This is a genomic window from Kitasatospora sp. NPDC056181, assembly GCF_042266225.1.
In the GTDB taxonomy this organism is placed as follows: Bacteria; Actinomycetota; Actinomycetes; order Streptomycetales; family Streptomycetaceae; genus Kitasatospora.
Window position 1 is genome coordinate 26,437 of the sequence record NZ_JBHJUK010000076.1, and the last position, 14,964, is coordinate 41,400.

A 14,964-nucleotide genomic window follows, 5' to 3' on the forward strand; every position below is an offset into this window, starting at 1 on the left:
GCAGGGGGCCACCTGCTCACCCCACCGGCGTCAGCCAATCCCGGTAGCGGGGGTCGGCGCCCGAGACCGCTGCCTCGTACGCCGCGCGCAGCCGGCCGGTGACCGGACCGGGCGCGGCCGGCAGCTCGCGGTCGTCGAGGGAACGGACCGGGACGACGCCGGCCGCCGTCCCGCAGACGAACACCTCGTCCGCCGCGTAGAGGTCCGAACGCAGCAGGGCCTCCACCCGGGCCGGCAGACCGAGATCCCGGGCCAGCGTCAGCACCGTGTCCTGCGTGATCCCCTCCAGGGCGCCCGCGCTGGCCGGCGGCGTGCGCAACACCCCGTCGCGCACGGCGAACACGTTCTCGCCGGTGCACTCGCTCACCGAACCGTCCGGGCCCAGCAGCAGTGCTTCGTCGTACCCCGCGTCCGTCGCCTCCCGGCGGGCCAGCACCGAGTTGAGGTACGGACCGGTCGACTTCGCGGCAGGCGGAACCGCGTTCGGGTCGTTCCGCCGCCAGCTGCTCGTCTTGAGCCTGATCCCGGCCTCCCCGTCCGGGAGTTGGGAATGCCACTCCCAGCTCGCAATGGACGTCACGGTCGGCGAGAACCGCATGTCCAGGCCCATGGAGCCGTACCCCAGGAACGCGAAGTGCCGCAGGTAGCACGAGCGGTGGCCGTTCGCACGCACCAGGTCGATCGTGGCCTTCGCCAACTCGTCGACACTATAGGGAAGTTCCATGCGCAGCATGCGCGCGCTGCGATCCAGTCGGCGCAGGTGCTCGGGCAGCCGGAACACCGCGGGGCCGTCCGCCGTCGCGAACGCCCGGGTGCCCTCCAACACCCCCGTGCCGTAGTGCAGGCCGTGCGTCAGCACATGGGTCCGCGCCTCCTGCCAGGGCACCAGCGCGCCGTCCAACCAGATCGTCGAAGCTTCGGTGAGAGCCATGCGTCCCATCCTGGCCACCGCTCCGCCGCAGGTCAGCCACCCCGGCACTGCCGGAACCGGCCATGACCGGGAGCGGAAGCGGCGGCGTCTCGCCCCTCGGAAGCCCCGGCCCGGCCCACGCCGACCCACTAGGCTGCGCCGATGGAGCGCACGGAGAGCGCGGGAAACCCCGCCGACAGCGACGCCACCCGGCTCTACGCCCGGCTGCTCGCCGAACCCGGCCGCCCGTCCGCCGCCCCCGGCCCCGACTGGGACGAACGCCGCCTCGCCGCCGCCACCGCCGAACTCCTCACCCTCGGACTGCTCCAGCCCACCGCCGCCGAGGCCGGCGGACACGCCGCCGTCTCCGTCGACACCGCCGTCCGCCAGCTCCTCCTCGACACGGACGCCCAGGTCACCGCCCTCGTCGCCGCGCTGAGCCGCGCCCGCGAAACCGTCGACCGCCTGCACGCCGGCTACCTCCCGGTCCAGCACCGCCACCACGCCGGCACCGCCCTCGAACTCGTCCACGGCGCCGACCGGATAGCCGCCCTGCTGGAGGACGCCGCCCGTGGCGCCCGTACCGAAGCCCTCTCGCTCCGCCCCGGCCAGGACCTCTCCGGCCCCGCCCTGGCCGGCAAGCTCGCCCGCGAACGGCTCGCCCTCGCCCACGGCGCCACCCTGCGCACCGTCTACCCGGCCGCCGTGTTGCGCCGGCCCGCGGTGCTCGCGCACGTGCGGGAGCTGACCGGGGCCGGTGCCAGGATCAGGGCCGCGCACTCGCTGCCGCTCTGGCTGATCGTGGTCGACGCCCGGCTGGCGATCCTGCCCGCGCCGGGAGCCGGTCCGGGCGGGGACACCATGGCCGCCGAGGCGGCGGTGGTGGTGCGGGAGCCGGCCCTGGTCGCGCTGGTGGCGGAGCTGTTCGAGTACTTCTGGTCGGCGGCCTGGACGCCGCCGGAACTGCTCTCCGCCGCCTCGGACATGACTGACCGTCACTCGGAGGTGTTGCGGCTGCTGGCGAACGGGCTGACCGACGCGGCGATCGCCCGCAAGCTGGAGGTCTCCGAGCGGACGGTGCGCCGGCTGGTCGCCGAGCTGACCGCCGACCTGGGGGCGGAGAGCCGCTTCCAGGCCGGCGTGCATGCGGCCCGCCTCGGCCGGATCTGAGTCCGGTCCGTGGCGGGCCGCGCACCGGCGGGGCTCAGGGCCGTCCGGGCACCGCCAGGCGCTCAGGGTCGTCCGGGCACCGGCAGGCCGAGGTGCTCGCGCAGCGTCGTCCCGGTGTACTCGGTGCGGAACACCCCGCGCTCCTGGAGCAGCGGCACCACCTGGTCCACGAAGTCGTCCAGTCCACCCGGGGTGAGGTGCGGGACGAGGATGAACCCGTCCGCCGCGTCGCTCTGCACGTGGGCGTCGAGCTGGGCGGCGATCGTCGCCGCGCTGCCGATGAACGACTGCCGGCCGGTCACCTCGATCACCAGCTCGCGGCTGCTGAGCCCCTTCTCGGCCGCCACCGCCCGCCACCGGGCGGCGATCTCCAGCGGGTCGCCGAGCCTGGTCCGGCCCTGGACGAGGGTGCTGTCCACCACCGGGTCGGCGGTGGGCAGCGGCCCGTCCGGGTCGTGGCCCGAGAGGTCGGTGCCCCAGACCTGCTCCAGGTAGGCGATGGCGGTCCGCGGACCGACCTGGGCGCGGCGGATCTCGGCGGCGCGCTCGGCGGCGTCGGCGTCGGTGTCCCCCAGTACGTACGTGACACCGGGCATGATCTTCAGCTCGTCCGGCTTGCGCCCGTACGCGGCCAGGCGTCGCTTCACGTCGGCGTGGAAGGCCTGGCCGGCGGCCAGGGTGGAGTGCCGGCTGAAGACGACGTCGGCCGTGGCGGCGGCGAACTCCCGGCCCTCGTCGGAGTCCCCGGCCTGGATGACCACCGGGTGACCCTGCGGCGGGCGGGGGAGTGAGAGCCGGCCCTCGACGTCGAACTGCGGGCCGACGTGCCGGACGTTCCCGTCCCCGGCGTCCCAGAACTCCCGGGCCAGCTGCACGAATTCGGCGGCCCGGGTGTAGCGGTCGGCGCGGTCGAGGTAACCGCCGCGGCGGAAGTTCTCGCCGGTGAAGGCGTCCGAGGAGGTGACCACGTTCCAGGCCGCCCGGCCGCCGGAGAGGTGGTCCAGCGAGGCGAACCGCCGGGCCAGTTCGTACGGTTCGTTGAAGGTGGCGTTGACGGTGGCGGCCAGGCCGAGGTGGGTGGTGACGGCGGCCAGGGCGCCCAGGACGGTGATCGACTCGGGCCGGCCGACCACGTCCAGGTCGTGGATCAGGCCCTTCACCTCGCGCAGCCGCAGGCCCTCGGCGAGGAAGAAGAAGTCGAACCTCCCGCGTTCGGCAGTCTCGGCGAGATGGCGGAAGGAGGAGAACTCGATCTGGCTCCGGGAGGCCGGGTCCGTCCACACCGTGGTGTTGTTGACGCCCGGGAAGTGCGCCGCGAGGTGGATCTGCTTGAGCGGTCGGTCCGTCATCGGGTCACCTCGAAGGCGTTGGTCGCAGCGGTGGCGACGGCCGGCGCGCCGGCGGTGGCCGGGGCGGTGGCGTAGCGGCCGGCCGGGCGGGCCAGGCCGAGGTGGTCGCGCAGGGTGCGGCCGGTGTACCCGGCGCGGAACAGTGCGCGCCCGCGCAGCGCCGGGACGACGCGGTCGGCGAGGGCGGCCAGGTCACGGGCGGGGTCGGCGGGCACCAGGTGGAAGCCGTCGACGCCTGCGCCGCCCCCGGAGAGTTCGGCGGTCAGGGCGGCGGCGGCCGCCTCGTCGGGCAGGGCGGCGTCGATCCGGGCCAGGATGCGCAGGCCCTCGCCCGCGCGCAGCCGCAGTTCGGTCGCGGCGGCCAGCCGGGCGGTCCGGCCGGGGGCGTCGAGCAGGACGACGTCCGCGTACCGGGCCGCCGTCTCGACCCGGGCCCGGCCGCCGGCCGGGGCGTCCGTCGCGAGGTCGGCCGCGGCGACCGCGACCGCGACGACCGGCCGGCCCTGCGGCGGGCGCGGGGTGATGGACGGGCCCCGGACGGAGAAGTGCGGGCCCTCGAAGTCGATGTGGTGCAGCTTGTCGCGGTCGATGAACCGGCCGGTCGCGACGTCGCGGATCTCCGCGTCGTCCTCCCAGCTGTCCCAGAGCCGCGCGGCGACCTCGGCGGCGTCGGCGGCCTCGGCCCAGAGCACGTCGGCCGGGGCGACGTCCTTGCGGCCGAAGGCCCGGGCCTGCGCCTCGGTGTCGGATACCCCGACCAGCCAGCCGGCCCGGCCCTCGCTCACCCAGTCCAGGGTGTTGACGGAGATCGAGGTGTGGAACGGCTCGGTGTGCGTGGTGGTCACGGTCGGGACCAGGCCGATCCCCCGGGTTTCCGGGGCGAGCCGGGCGAAGGTGGCGAGGGCGTCGAGCCGCTGCGGCTCGGGGGCGTAGGAGTCGTCGAGGGTGACGAAGTCCAGGGTGGCCCGCTCGGCGAGGCGGGCGAGGTTGGCGAAGTGCCCGGCGTCGAAGTGGCCGGGGCTGTCGAGGGCGGCGGACAGGTGCAGCTGGCGGGGCATGGCGAGGCCTTGACTTTCCTCGTACGGGAGCGGTGCCTGCGGAGTGCAGGCGGGCACGTGGCGGCGGCCCGGGTGGCGGGCGGTCACGTGTGACGGGAAGCGGGGGCCGGGGCGCGGCGGGGCGTCAGCCGGGCGGCGGCGGGGGAACGGTCAGGTCAGGCGCAACACGCCGCCGACCACACGCGACCGAAGTCGATGTGGCTGCGGGTGACCAGGATGCGCGGGGCGTTCACCGACTCAGTTGACCAGCGGTCTTGCCGGTTCGTCAACCGTCGTCTCACCGGAGCGCTCCGGCGGTGGGACGGGCGGGGCCGGGGGTGCTGCGGGTCGTACCTCGGCGTCAGGCCTTGGTGACGTCCTCGAGCTCGTCGTCGTCCTCGCGACCGGGGGTCTTGAGGTCGAACTTGACGATCGCGAAGCGGAACAGGAAGTAGTACAGCGCGGCGAACGCGATACCGATCGGGATGATCATCCACGGGTCGGTGGCCTTGTTCCAGGCGAGCGCGTAGTCGATCAGGCCGCCGGAGAAGGTGAAGCCGTCGTGCACGCCGAGCGCCCAGGTGAGGGCCATCGAGACGGCGGTCAGCACCGCGTGGATGACGTACAGGGCCGGGGCGATGAAGACGAAGGCGAACTCGATCGGCTCGGTGACACCGGTGACGAAGGAGGTCAGCGCCAGCGACAGCATCATGCCGGTGACGGCCTTGCGGCGGTGCGGCTTGGCGGTGTGGGCGATGGCGAACGCGGCGGCGGGCAGCGCGAACATCATGATCGGGAAGAAGCCCGACATGAACTGTCCGGCGGTCGGGTCGCCGGCGAAGAAGCGGGCGAGGTCACCGTGGACGACGGTGCCGTCGGGCTTGGTGAAGTCACCGGTCTGGAACCAGGCGTAGGAGTTCACGAACTGGTGCATGCCGACCGGCAGCAGGCCGCGGTTGACCAGGCCGAAGGCGCCCGCACCGAACGCGCCGGCGCCGATCAGGGTGTCGTTCAGGCTCTTGATGGCGTCGCCGACCGGGCCCCAGGTCAGGGCGAAGACGACACCGACGGCGGTGCCGACGAAGGCCATGATGATCGGGACGAGGCGGCGGCCGTTGAAGAAGCCGAGCCAGTCGACCAGCTTGGTGCGGTGGTACTTCTGCCACAGCACTGCGGAGAGCAGACCGATCACGATGCCGCCGAGCACACCCGGGTTCTGGTACACCGGGGCGGTGTACTTGCCGTCGACGACGGCGGCCTCGGTGACCGGGAACGCGGTCAGCACGTTCTTGTACACCAGGAAGCCGACGAGGGCGGAGAGCGCGGTCGAGCCGTCCGCCTTCTTGGCGAAGCCGATCGCGATGCCCACCGCGAACAGCAGCGGCAGGTTGGCGAAGACCGCGTCACCCGCGGTGGCGAACACCGCGGCGACCTTGTTCCAGCCGAGGCCGTCCTTGCCGAACACGTCGTCCTGGCCGAGGCGCAGCAGCAGACCGGCGGCCGGGAGAACGGCGATGGGCAGCTGGAGGCTGCGGCCGATCTTCTGCAGACCCTGCAGCAGGTTCTGGCCGAACTTCTTGGTGGGGCTGGGCGTGGCCGGAGCCGCGGCGGGCGCCGGTGCCTGCGCAGACTGACTCATGGGGGTGGGTTCCTAACGGCAGGGCGGGTCGGTCGGGGGTTAGGTGCACAGGGGGCCGAACCGCGAACTGGTCTACACCACACGTGGTGTAGACCAGTTTTGTAGCACGGGTGGAGAAGGGGGGGAACCCCTGAAAGCGGTGCTGGTGAGAAGCGCTATGAAATCGAAACCTACTTGCGGATCGACGATCATGATTACCCGCCGTGATTGGCATTTTGGCTATTTGCGCAACAAAAAGAGGCGGCCGACCGCCGGGGGCCGACCGGCGGGCCCGTCCTGGGGGAAGGGGTCCGCCGGGGGCGCCCGTCCGGCGGGGCGGGCGGCGGCGCGCGCGGGTGTCCGGGGGCGGCAGGGGCGGGGCGGAGGCGGGGCAGCCGGCCGCGGACCGGTCGGCCGAGCGGCGTCCGGTGCGGCCGGACGCGGGGGAGCGCGAGGGCGTTCCGGCCCCCCTGGCCGCCGTCCGGAAATCGCCGCCGCATTGCCGTCGCGCTCCGCCGGGCCTTCCCATTCGCCGGGTGAAACCCGTGGCGGTGCCCCGGTGACGTAGTTGCGGCGGATTGCCGACCACCGGGTCGCGGTCGCGGTGGCGATCTTCCCCCACCCGGTTTCCGTTCGGCCCCCGTCCGGTTCCCTGTCCCGTTCCCCGTCCGGCTCTCCCTCCGGCACGGCTTCGGCGGGCGCCCCGCCCGGGCCGTGCCCGGGCGGACCGGGGTGCGGCCCGGGTGGGCCGCAGGTCGCGTTCCGGGGAGTCGCCGAATTTCCCGGTCGCGGAATAGCCGGAGTTCCGTATCGGGACCATCGCCCTGTTCCGGATATGCCGAAGGCCCCCGGACCGGTGGTCCGAAGGCCTTTTCGGAAGGCGCGTGGTGACGCTCGGTTTATGCCTTGGTCACGTCCTCGACCTGGTCCTCGTCCTCGCGCCCGGGTGTTTTCATGTCGAATTTCACGATGATGAACCGGAACAGCGCGTAGTACACGGCGGCGAAGCCGAGCCCGATGGGGATGATCATCCAGGGCTTGGTGGCCAGGCTCCAGTTGATCACGTAGTCGATCAGGCCGGCCGAGAAGCTGAAGCCGTCGTGCACCCCCAGGGCCCAGGTCACCGCCATCGAGGCGCCGGTCAGCAGGGCGTGCACCGCGTACAGCACCGGGGCGACGTAGGCGAAGGAGTACTCGATCGGCTCGGTCACGCCGGTGACGAAGGAGGTCAGGCCGACCGAGAGCATCAGACCGTAGATCTCCTTGCGGCGGTGCACCTTGGCGGAGTGCGCGATCGCCAGGGCGGCGGCCGGCAGCGCGAACATCATGATCGGGAAGAAGCCGGACTGGAACTGGCCGGCCGTCGGGTCGCCCGCCAGGAAGCGCGGGATGTCGCCGTGCACGACCATGCCGTCCGGCTTGGTGAACGAGCCGAACTGGAACCAGACGAAGGTGTTCAGCAACTGGTGCATGCCGATCAGCAGCAGCACGCGGTTGCAGACGCCGAAGATGCCGGCGCCGCCCGACTGCAGGTCGACGAGGTGCTGGCTGAAGTCGTTCATGGCGCGGCCGATCGGCGGCCAGGCCCAGACCGCGAGGCAGGCGGCGAGCATGCCCACCAGGGCGGTGATCATCGGGACCAGGCGGCGGCCGTTGAAGAAGCCGAGCCAGTCCACCAGCCTGGTGCGGTGGAAGCGCACCCAGAGCCAGGCCGACATCAGGCCGATCAGGATGCCGCCCAGCACCCCCGGGTTCTGGTACGTCGCGGCCGCCGCCTTCGCCGAGGTGTAGTCCACGCACTGGTTGCCGACCAGGATCGTGGGCGGCTTGCAGTCCTCGGGGAAGGCGTGCAGCACCTGGTAGTAGACGAGGAACCCCACCACGGCCGCGAGCGCCGTGGAGCCGTCCGCCTTCTTCGCCATGCCGATCGCGACTCCGATGCAGAAGAGCATCGGCAGGCCGAGCGAGGAGTCCAGCAGCGCGCCACCCGCCGCGGCGAAGACCTTGGCGACGTTGTCCCAGCCGAGTCCGTCCTTGCCGAAGACGTCCGGCTGCCCGAGCCGGTTGAGGATGCCGGCGGCCGGCAGCACCGCGACCGGCAGCTGGAGCGAGCGGCCCATCTTCTGGAGCCCGCCGTAGAAGGTGTGCCACCACGTGGTCTGCGGGGCTGTGGCGCCTGCCGAACTCATCCTTCGCCCTCCGGGAGCAGTAGCCGGCCGGTGGCCCCCTGCGGGACCGCTGGACGGGACTCAGGAACACCCGGGGCCCTTCCTGCGTTCATCGGAGTACACATATATTGGTGTAGACCACTCTTGGAGACGCAGGCAGCGCGCGCCGGGACGGAAGCCCCGCTGATCGTCATCCTGGGACGAAGATCCAGACGGTGCGCGCCAGAATGGGCCAAAAGTGGACTAACGTGGCATACCGGTCCTGGGCGGGTGATGCTTGTCGCACTGCCGTGCAGCGCGACGGCCGCTGAATCCGCGTCAGCACCGGCACGGACCCACCCCCGGCCTCGGCCGGGGACCCCCAGCACAGCGCAGGACGGCACCCGGCAGAGCAGCCGACGGGCCGAGACAGAGGGAGAACAACAGATGGCCAGCAAGGCTGAGAAGATCGTCGCCGGTCTGGGCGGCATCGACAACATCGAAGAGGTCGAAGGCTGCATCACCCGCCTGCGCACCGAGGTCAAGGACGCCTCCCTCGTCAACGAGGCCGCCCTCAAGGCGGCCGGCGCCCACGGCGTCGTGAAGATGGGCACCGCGATCCAGGTCGTCATCGGCACCGACGCCGACCCGATCGCCGCCGACATCGAGGACATGATGTGAACTGAGCCCCCGGGCTCACCACTTTCCGGCCCGCCGCCCCCTCCCCGGGGCGGCGGGCCGAGGTCCTTCCGGGCAGGCCCGGAACGGCCGCAAGGGCAGCGCCCCCGGCGCCGGGCGCCCGACCCCGCACCCGCGGGCGCACCCCCGTACCCCCGGGCGCACCCCCCGGGCGCACCCCGGGCCCGGCCGCGGCAGACGCGATTGCGGACCGGTCGGGGCGTACCGGGGCCACCCGGCGGAAGCGGCTACGCTCGGTGCCTATGTCACGCATCGACGGCCGCACCCCCGAACAGCTCCGCCCCATCACCATCGAGCGGGGCTGGAGCAAGCACGCCGAAGGCTCCGTCCTCATCTCCTACGGCGACACCAAGGTGCTGTGCACCGCCAGCGTCACCGAGGGCGTCCCGCGCTGGCGCAAGGGCAGCGGCGAAGGCTGGGTCACCGCCGAATACTCCATGCTCCCCCGCGCCACCAACACCCGCGGCGACCGCGAAGCCGTCAAGGGCCGCATCGGCGGACGCACCCACGAGATCAGCCGCCTCATCGGCCGCTCCCTGCGCGCCGTCATCGACCACCGCGCCCTCGCCGAGAACACCATCGTCCTCGACTGCGACGTCCTCCAGGCCGACGGCGGCACCCGCACCGCCGCCATCACCGGCGCCTACGTCGCCCTCGTCGACGCCGTCGCCTGGGCCCGCGACAAGAAGATCCTCCGCGCCAAGGGCCAGCCCATCACCGGCGGCGTCAGCGCCGTCAGCGTCGGCATCATCGACGGCACCCCCATGCTCGACCTCCAGTACGAGGAGGACGTCCGCGCCGAGACCGACATGAACATCGTCTGCACCTCCGACGGCCGCTTCGTCGAGGTCCAGGGCACCGCCGAAGGCGCCCCCTTCGACCGCGCCCTCCTCGACCGCCTCCTGGACCTCGGCACCCTCGGCTGCGCCGAGCTCGACGAGATCCAGCGCAAGGCCCTGGAGGGCTGACCCCCCGCCACCCGCGGCTCTCCGGGCAACCGCCGTTTACAGGCCCTGCCCGGAGACCGTACGGTTCCCGCAGCACACCGTTGCGGGAACCACGGGCACCCTCCGCGCGTCCCTCCTCAACGGAAACCGCGCCCACGAGGAGGACTTGATGCCCGACAGCATCACCCGCGCCGGCATCGCCCGCCCCGCCACTCTCGCCGTGGTCGCACTCATCGCCGTCCTCCCGCTCAGCGTGGTCAGCTGCTCCGCCGTGCAGAAGGCCATCGACTGCGGCAACACCGCGATCACGATCTCCGGCGACGTCAACGACGTCGTCAACGCCTACAACAACGTCAACAACGACCCGGCGGCCGCCGGGCAGGCTCTCCAGAAGCTGAAGACCGACCTCGACCAGCTCGGCAAGAACTCCTCCAACACCGACGTCGCCAAGGCCATCACCGACCTCAACACCCAGGTCGACAAGATCCAGCAGGCGGCCAACAACAAGCAGGTCCCCGACCTCAAGCCGCTCGGCGACGCCGCGGGCAACCTCACCAAGGTCTGCACCGGCTGACGTCCGGTTAGGGTGGGTTTCATGACCACCCGACTCATCCTCGCCACCCGCAACCAGCACAAGGTCGCCGAACTCCGCGCCATCCTCGGCGACGCCGGCCTGGACGTCGAACTGGTCGGCGCCGACGCCTACCCCGAGATCCCGGACGTCCCCGAGACCGGCGTCACCTTCGCCGAGAACGCCCTCCTCAAGGCCCACGCCCTGGCCACGGCCACCGGCCTGCCCGCCGTCGCCGACGACTCCGGCCTCTGCGTGGACGTGCTGAACGGCGCCCCCGGCATCTTCTCCGCCCGCTGGGCCGGCAAGCACGGCGACGACCGCGCCAACCTGGACCTGCTCCTCGCCCAGCTCTCCGACATCGCCCCCGAGCACCGCGGCGCCCACTTCTTCTGCGCGGCGGCGCTCGCCCTGCCCGACGGCACCGAGCGCGTCGTCGAGGGCCGCCTCCTGGGCACCCTGCGGACCACTCCGGCCGGCGAGGGCGGCTTCGGCTACGACCCGGTCCTCCAGCCCCTGGGGGAGACCCGCACGTGCGCGGAGATGACGGCCGACGAGAAGAACGCCATCAGCCACCGCGGCCAGGCCTTCCGCGCCCTCGCACCGGTGGTGCGGGAGCTGCTGGGCTGACGAGCGGCAGGAACGGCGAAGGCCCGCCCGGAGATCGCCTCCGGGCGGGCCTTCGATGTGAAGGATCGTGCGGCCTGAGGGATTCGAACCCTCACGGGATTTCTCCCACGGGCACCTAAAACCCGCGCGGCTGCCGGTTACGCCAAGGCCGCATGGTCCTCAGTCTAGGGGCTTGTCCGGGCCACGGACACCGCCATTTCGAGGTGTGCCGCCGTCCTGGCCGTCCGTCGGGTCCGGCGCGGTGGTCCTGTTCTTGTTGCGTCCGCAGTACGTGTCGGTGACGGCGTGGCAGTTCGGGCAGAGCAGCCGGAGGTTGCCGGGACGGTTGTCCGACCAGTCGCCGCTGATGTGGTCGACCTCCAGGGTCAGCGGGCGGCCCTGCCACTCGGGCCCGGTGCCGCAGCCCTCGCACAACTCAAGGCGGCCGAGCTCTCCGAGGGCCCGGCGGATCCGCACGCCGGGAAGCCGCTTGGCGTCCCACGGACGTTGGGTGAGGAGCCGCTCGGCCGGGATCCGGGTCGGGCCCCGCTTGCCGCGGCTGTGGGCCTGTCCGGTGAAGTGCGAGGTGTCAATGCCGAGCGCCTTGATCCGGCGGCCGATGTGGGCCTGGGTGCCGCCGGCCTGGCGCTGGTTGAGGAACCGTACGACCCCCGCCACGCTCCGGCAGGCCGAGACGGCCTCCTGGAGGAGCTCGCGGGTGTAGACGCTTCCGGCCTGGCGGAAGTGCGACGTGTCGATCGCGTGCTCGGTCAGCTTGCGGCGCAGGTACTTGCGCCGGTCCTTGTTCGGCTCCTTGCCGAGGGCGGTGAGCATCTCGTCGAGCGAGGCGGTTGCTGCCGCGGTGGCCGCGAGCAGTTCGCGTGTGTACTTGACCGTCATGGTCGTCCCCCTTCGGGCTGGTGTGCGCCCGTCCCCCGTGCGGGTGAACGATCGTCGGGGCGTTCGGTTACGGCCCCGCCGGCGGTTCCCGCCGTTGGTTCCCGCCCCCGCCGGCGGTTCCCGCCGTTGGTTCCCGCCCCCGCCGGCGGTTCCCGGTGGTGGTGCGGGGTGGTCGTGGGTGTGCGGAGGAGTGGCCGGGACCGGCCGTCGTGGATCGGCCGTTCGGCCTGCGCTCTTGGGGATTTGATGACCAATTGGTACAGACCTATTGACCTATGTGGTTCAGACCACATAGCTTCGGCGCCAATCTGCATTCCCCCACGTGCGTGCTCCCCCACAGGCACGCGCCGACACTCTCTCCCGGAGGACCGAGTGTTGATCCGATCCACGGCGGAGCGGCGTCCCACCGCCGCCCGTCACTCCAAGAACCCCGCCGCCCGGGCGGGTCTGGCCTCGCTGGCGGCCGCCGGCCTGGCGGGCCTGCTGGTGGCGACGCTGGGCGCGGCGCCCTCGCAGGCGTCCGCGACCGTCGACAACGCGTCCTGTCGCCCCGACGGCATGTACCAGACTCCCGGGGTGGACGTCCCGTACTGCAGCGTCTACGACGCCGAGGGCCGCGAGAAGATGGGCGCGGACCACCAGCGCCGCATCATCGGCTACTTCACGGGCTGGCGCACCGGCAAGGACGGGACCCAGCCCTACCTGGTGAGCGACGTCCCCTGGGACAAGGTCACCCACCTGAACTACGCCTTCGGGCACGTCGGCGGCGACAACAAGATCTCCGTCGGCACCGACGACGACAAGAACGAGGCCACCGGGATCTCCTTCCCGGGCGTGCCCGGTGCGGAGCTGGACCCGTCGCTGCCCTACAAGGGGCACTTCAACCTGCTGACGAAGTTCAAGAAGCAGTACCCGAACGTCAAGACCATGATCTCGGTGGGTGGTTGGACCGAGACCGGCGGCTACTTCGGTGACGACGGCAAGCGCGTCAACTCCGGCGGCTTCTACTCGATGACCGTCAACCCGGACGGCAGCGTCAACCAGGCGGGTATCGACACCTTCGCCAACTCCTCGGTCGACTTCATCAAGAAGTACGGCTTCAACGGCGTCGACATCGACTACGAGTACCCGACCTCGATGAAGGACGCGGGCAACCCGCTGGACTGGCAGCTCGCCAACTCCAAGCGCGGTTCGCTGGCCAAGGGTTACGCGGCGCTGATGAAGACCCTGCGCGAGAAGCTGGACCGGGCCGGCGCCGCCGACGGCAAGCACTACCTGCTCTCGGTCGCGGCCCCGTCGTCCGGCTACCTGCTGCGCGGCATGGAGACTTTCCAGGTGGCGCAGTACCTGGACTACGTCAACATCATGTCGTACGACCTGCACGGCGCCTGGAACAAGTACGTCGGCCCGAACGCCTCGCTGTTCGACGACGGCAAGGACGGCGAGCTGGCGGCGGCCAACGTGTACGGCACCGGCCAGTACGGCGGGATCGGCTACCTGAACGCGGACTGGTCGTACCACTACTTCCGCGGTGCGATGCCGGGCGGCCGGATCAACGTCGGCCTGCCGTACTACACGCGCGGGTTCAAGAACGTCACCGGCGGGACGAACGGCCTCTGGGGCACCTCGTCCACCAACAGCTGCCCGGTCGGCTCCGGCCTGACCACCTGCGGTGACGGCGCCGTCGGCATCGACAACATCTGGAACGACAAGGACGACGCGGGCAAGGAGTCCCCGGCCGGCTCGAACCCGATGTGGCACGCGAAGAACCTGGAGAAGGGCATCGTGCCCGACTACCTCTCCAAGTACGGCGTGACCGACACCGCCCTGCAGGGCACCTACGCCCGCAACTACAGCTCCTCGCTGGTGGCGCCGTGGCTGTGGAACGACTCGAAGAAGGTGTTCCTCTCCACCGAGGACGAGCAGTCGGTGGGCGCCAAGGCGGACTACATCGTCAACCAGGGCGCCGGCGGCGCGATGATCTGGGAGCTCGCGGGCGACTACAAGTGGGACGCGGCCGCCAACGGCGGCAAGGGCCAGTACGTTCCGGGCTCGACGCTGACCTCGCTGATGTACGACAAGTTCAAGGCGGCCTCGCCGTACGGTGCGGTCCGTTCGACGACCGCGCTGCCGCAGCAGACCCTGCCGATCGACGTGTCGTTCACCAACTTCGCGCTGGGCGACTCGAACTACCCGATCAACCCGAAGATCCACATCGTCAACAACTCGACGACGACCCTGCCGGGCGGCACGGAGTTCCAGTTCGACTACAGCAACTCGGCTCCCGGCAACGCGAAGGACCAGTCCGGCTTCGGGCTGACCGTCATCAAGCAGGACAACCCCGGTCCGGGCAACGTGGGCGGCCTCAAGGGCACCTACAACCGGGTCTCGGTGAAGCTGCCGGGCTGGCAGTCGCTGGCGCCGGGCGCGTCGATCGACATGGACTTCGTCTACTACCTGCCGGTGTCGACGCCGTCGAACTGGACGGTCAACGTCGGCGGCACGCTGTACGGCCTCAAGGGTGACCTGAGCCGGGGCGCCGTGGACGGCGGCACCGCGACGCCGACCCCGTCGCAGACGGCCACGCCGACCGCGACCCCGACCGTCACGCCCACGGTGACCCCGACGGTCACCCCGACCGTGACGCCGACCGTGACGCCGACCGTCACCCCGACGGTCACCCCGACCGCGACCCCGACCTCGGGCACCTGCACGGGTGCGCCGGCCTGGGACGCGGGGGCCACCTACGCGACCACCACCAAGGTGTCGTGGAAGGGCCACTACTACCAGAACAAGTGGTGGACCAAGGGCGACGACCCGAGCGCGAGCGGCTCGTGGGGCGTCTGGAGCGACCTCGGGACCTGCTGACGACAGCGGTTCACCGAGGTGAGAGACGGCGGTGGCGGTGCACCCGGTCGGGGGGGGCGCCGCCACCCCCCACGCTAACCGACTGACCGGCTAAAACGCCCACCAGGCCAGGGTCGTCTAAAACAAAAACAACCCACAC

General features: G+C 71.5%; 12 protein-coding genes and 1 tRNA gene. 6 read left to right on the forward strand and 7 right to left on the reverse strand.

What is annotated here, in order from left to right; translation table 11 throughout:
• Positions 1–16: 16 nt before the first annotated feature.
• Positions 17–931: a branched-chain amino acid transaminase gene (locus ACFC1F_RS25985; RefSeq protein WP_376161712.1), complete on the reverse strand. Its 915-nt coding sequence runs from the start codon at positions 929–931 to the stop codon at positions 17–19.
• A gap of 141 nt (positions 932–1,072) precedes the next feature.
• Here ACFC1F_RS25985 and ACFC1F_RS25990 point away from each other — a divergent pair, with 141 nt between their 5' ends.
• A complete protein-coding gene (locus ACFC1F_RS25990; RefSeq protein ID WP_376161713.1) occupies positions 1,073–2,080 on the forward strand; it encodes a LuxR C-terminal-related transcriptional regulator in 1,008 nt (335 codons plus the stop codon).
• 62 nt (positions 2,081–2,142) lie between these two features.
• On the opposite strand, the gene ACFC1F_RS25995 is transcribed toward ACFC1F_RS25990, so the two are convergent.
• From ACFC1F_RS25995 to ACFC1F_RS26010, 4 genes are all read right to left on the reverse strand, one after another.
• Entirely contained in the window at positions 2,143–3,429 is a 1,287-nt protein-coding gene (locus ACFC1F_RS25995) for an LLM class flavin-dependent oxidoreductase (RefSeq protein WP_209416132.1), read from the reverse strand.
• Complete coding sequence (locus ACFC1F_RS26000; protein WP_376161716.1) at positions 3,426–4,487, reverse strand: LLM class flavin-dependent oxidoreductase; 1,062 nt, start codon at positions 4,485–4,487, stop codon at positions 3,426–3,428. The genes ACFC1F_RS25995 and ACFC1F_RS26000 overlap by 4 nt, the downstream gene beginning before the upstream one ends.
• A 340-nt stretch (positions 4,488–4,827) precedes the next feature.
• Positions 4,828–6,105 carry a PTS transporter subunit EIIC gene (locus ACFC1F_RS26005; RefSeq protein ID WP_209416134.1) on the reverse strand — a complete coding sequence of 426 codons (1,278 nt, stop codon included), beginning with the start codon at positions 6,103–6,105 and terminating at the stop codon, positions 4,828–4,830.
• Positions 6,106–6,983: 878 nt separating this feature from the next.
• Positions 6,984–8,273, reverse strand: coding sequence for a PTS transporter subunit EIIC (locus tag ACFC1F_RS26010; RefSeq protein ID WP_209415920.1), 1,290 nt, complete (start codon positions 8,271–8,273; stop codon positions 6,984–6,986).
• Positions 8,274–8,525: 252 nt separating this feature from the next.
• Here ACFC1F_RS26010 and ACFC1F_RS26015 point away from each other — a divergent pair, with 252 nt between their 5' ends.
• The 4 genes from ACFC1F_RS26015 (at position 8,526) to rdgB (ending at position 11,078) form a co-directional block, all read left to right on the forward strand.
• Positions 8,526–8,912, forward strand: a complete 387-nt coding sequence (locus ACFC1F_RS26015; RefSeq protein ID WP_256463596.1) for a glucose PTS transporter subunit EIIB — start codon at positions 8,526–8,528, stop codon at positions 8,910–8,912.
• A gap of 260 nt (positions 8,913–9,172) precedes the next feature.
• Positions 9,173–9,898: a ribonuclease PH gene (rph, locus tag ACFC1F_RS26020; protein WP_209415919.1), complete on the forward strand. Its 726-nt coding sequence runs from the start codon at positions 9,173–9,175 to the stop codon at positions 9,896–9,898.
• Positions 9,899–10,046: 148 nt separating this feature from the next.
• Entirely contained in the window at positions 10,047–10,451 is a 405-nt protein-coding gene (locus ACFC1F_RS26025; RefSeq protein ID WP_376161719.1) for a hypothetical protein, read from the forward strand.
• A gap of 21 nt (positions 10,452–10,472) precedes the next feature.
• The gene (gene rdgB, locus ACFC1F_RS26030; protein ID WP_209415917.1) at positions 10,473–11,078 is read left to right on the forward strand and encodes an RdgB/HAM1 family non-canonical purine NTP pyrophosphatase; all 606 of its coding nucleotides are present in this window, start codon (positions 10,473–10,475) and stop codon (positions 11,076–11,078) included.
• Between the two features lie 68 nt (positions 11,079–11,146).
• On the opposite strand, the gene ACFC1F_RS26035 is transcribed toward rdgB, so the two are convergent.
• Positions 11,147–11,230 (reverse strand) — tRNA-Leu (locus tag ACFC1F_RS26035).
• A 7-nt stretch (positions 11,231–11,237) separates the two neighbouring features.
• Positions 11,238–11,957: an HNH endonuclease signature motif containing protein gene (locus ACFC1F_RS26040; protein WP_376161721.1), complete on the reverse strand. Its 720-nt coding sequence runs from the start codon at positions 11,955–11,957 to the stop codon at positions 11,238–11,240.
• A 375-nt stretch (positions 11,958–12,332) separates the two neighbouring features.
• Between ACFC1F_RS26040 and ACFC1F_RS26045 the strand changes: the two genes are divergently transcribed.
• Positions 12,333–14,825 carry a chitinase C-terminal domain-containing protein gene (locus ACFC1F_RS26045; protein ID WP_376161723.1) on the forward strand — a complete coding sequence of 831 codons (2,493 nt, stop codon included), beginning with the start codon at positions 12,333–12,335 and terminating at the stop codon, positions 14,823–14,825.
• The last annotated feature ends 139 nt before the right edge of the window (positions 14,826–14,964 follow it).

Bases quoted from the DNA above. Each gene is read 5' to 3' on its own strand.
- ACFC1F_RS25985 (WP_376161712.1), bottom strand. From the start codon at position 931: ATGGCTCTCACCGAAGCTTCGACGATCTGGTTGGACGGCGCGCTGGTG.
- ACFC1F_RS25990 (WP_376161713.1), top strand. From the start codon at position 1,073: ATGGAGCGCACGGAGAGCGCGGGAAACCCCGCCGACAGCGACGCCACC.
- ACFC1F_RS25995 (WP_209416132.1), bottom strand. From the start codon at position 3,429: ATGACGGACCGACCGCTCAAGCAGATCCACCTCGCGGCGCACTTCCCG.
- ACFC1F_RS26000 (WP_376161716.1), bottom strand. From the start codon at position 4,487: ATGCCCCGCCAGCTGCACCTGTCCGCCGCCCTCGACAGCCCCGGCCAC.
- ACFC1F_RS26005 (WP_209416134.1), bottom strand. From the start codon at position 6,105: ATGAGTCAGTCTGCGCAGGCACCGGCGCCCGCCGCGGCTCCGGCCACG.
- ACFC1F_RS26010 (WP_209415920.1), bottom strand. From the start codon at position 8,273: ATGAGTTCGGCAGGCGCCACAGCCCCGCAGACCACGTGGTGGCACACC.
- ACFC1F_RS26015 (WP_256463596.1), top strand. From the start codon at position 8,526: ATGCTTGTCGCACTGCCGTGCAGCGCGACGGCCGCTGAATCCGCGTCA.
- rph (WP_209415919.1), top strand. From the start codon at position 9,173: ATGTCACGCATCGACGGCCGCACCCCCGAACAGCTCCGCCCCATCACC.
- ACFC1F_RS26025 (WP_376161719.1), top strand. From the start codon at position 10,047: ATGCCCGACAGCATCACCCGCGCCGGCATCGCCCGCCCCGCCACTCTC.
- rdgB (WP_209415917.1), top strand. From the start codon at position 10,473: ATGACCACCCGACTCATCCTCGCCACCCGCAACCAGCACAAGGTCGCC.
- ACFC1F_RS26040 (WP_376161721.1), bottom strand. From the start codon at position 11,957: ATGACGGTCAAGTACACACGCGAACTGCTCGCGGCCACCGCGGCAGCA.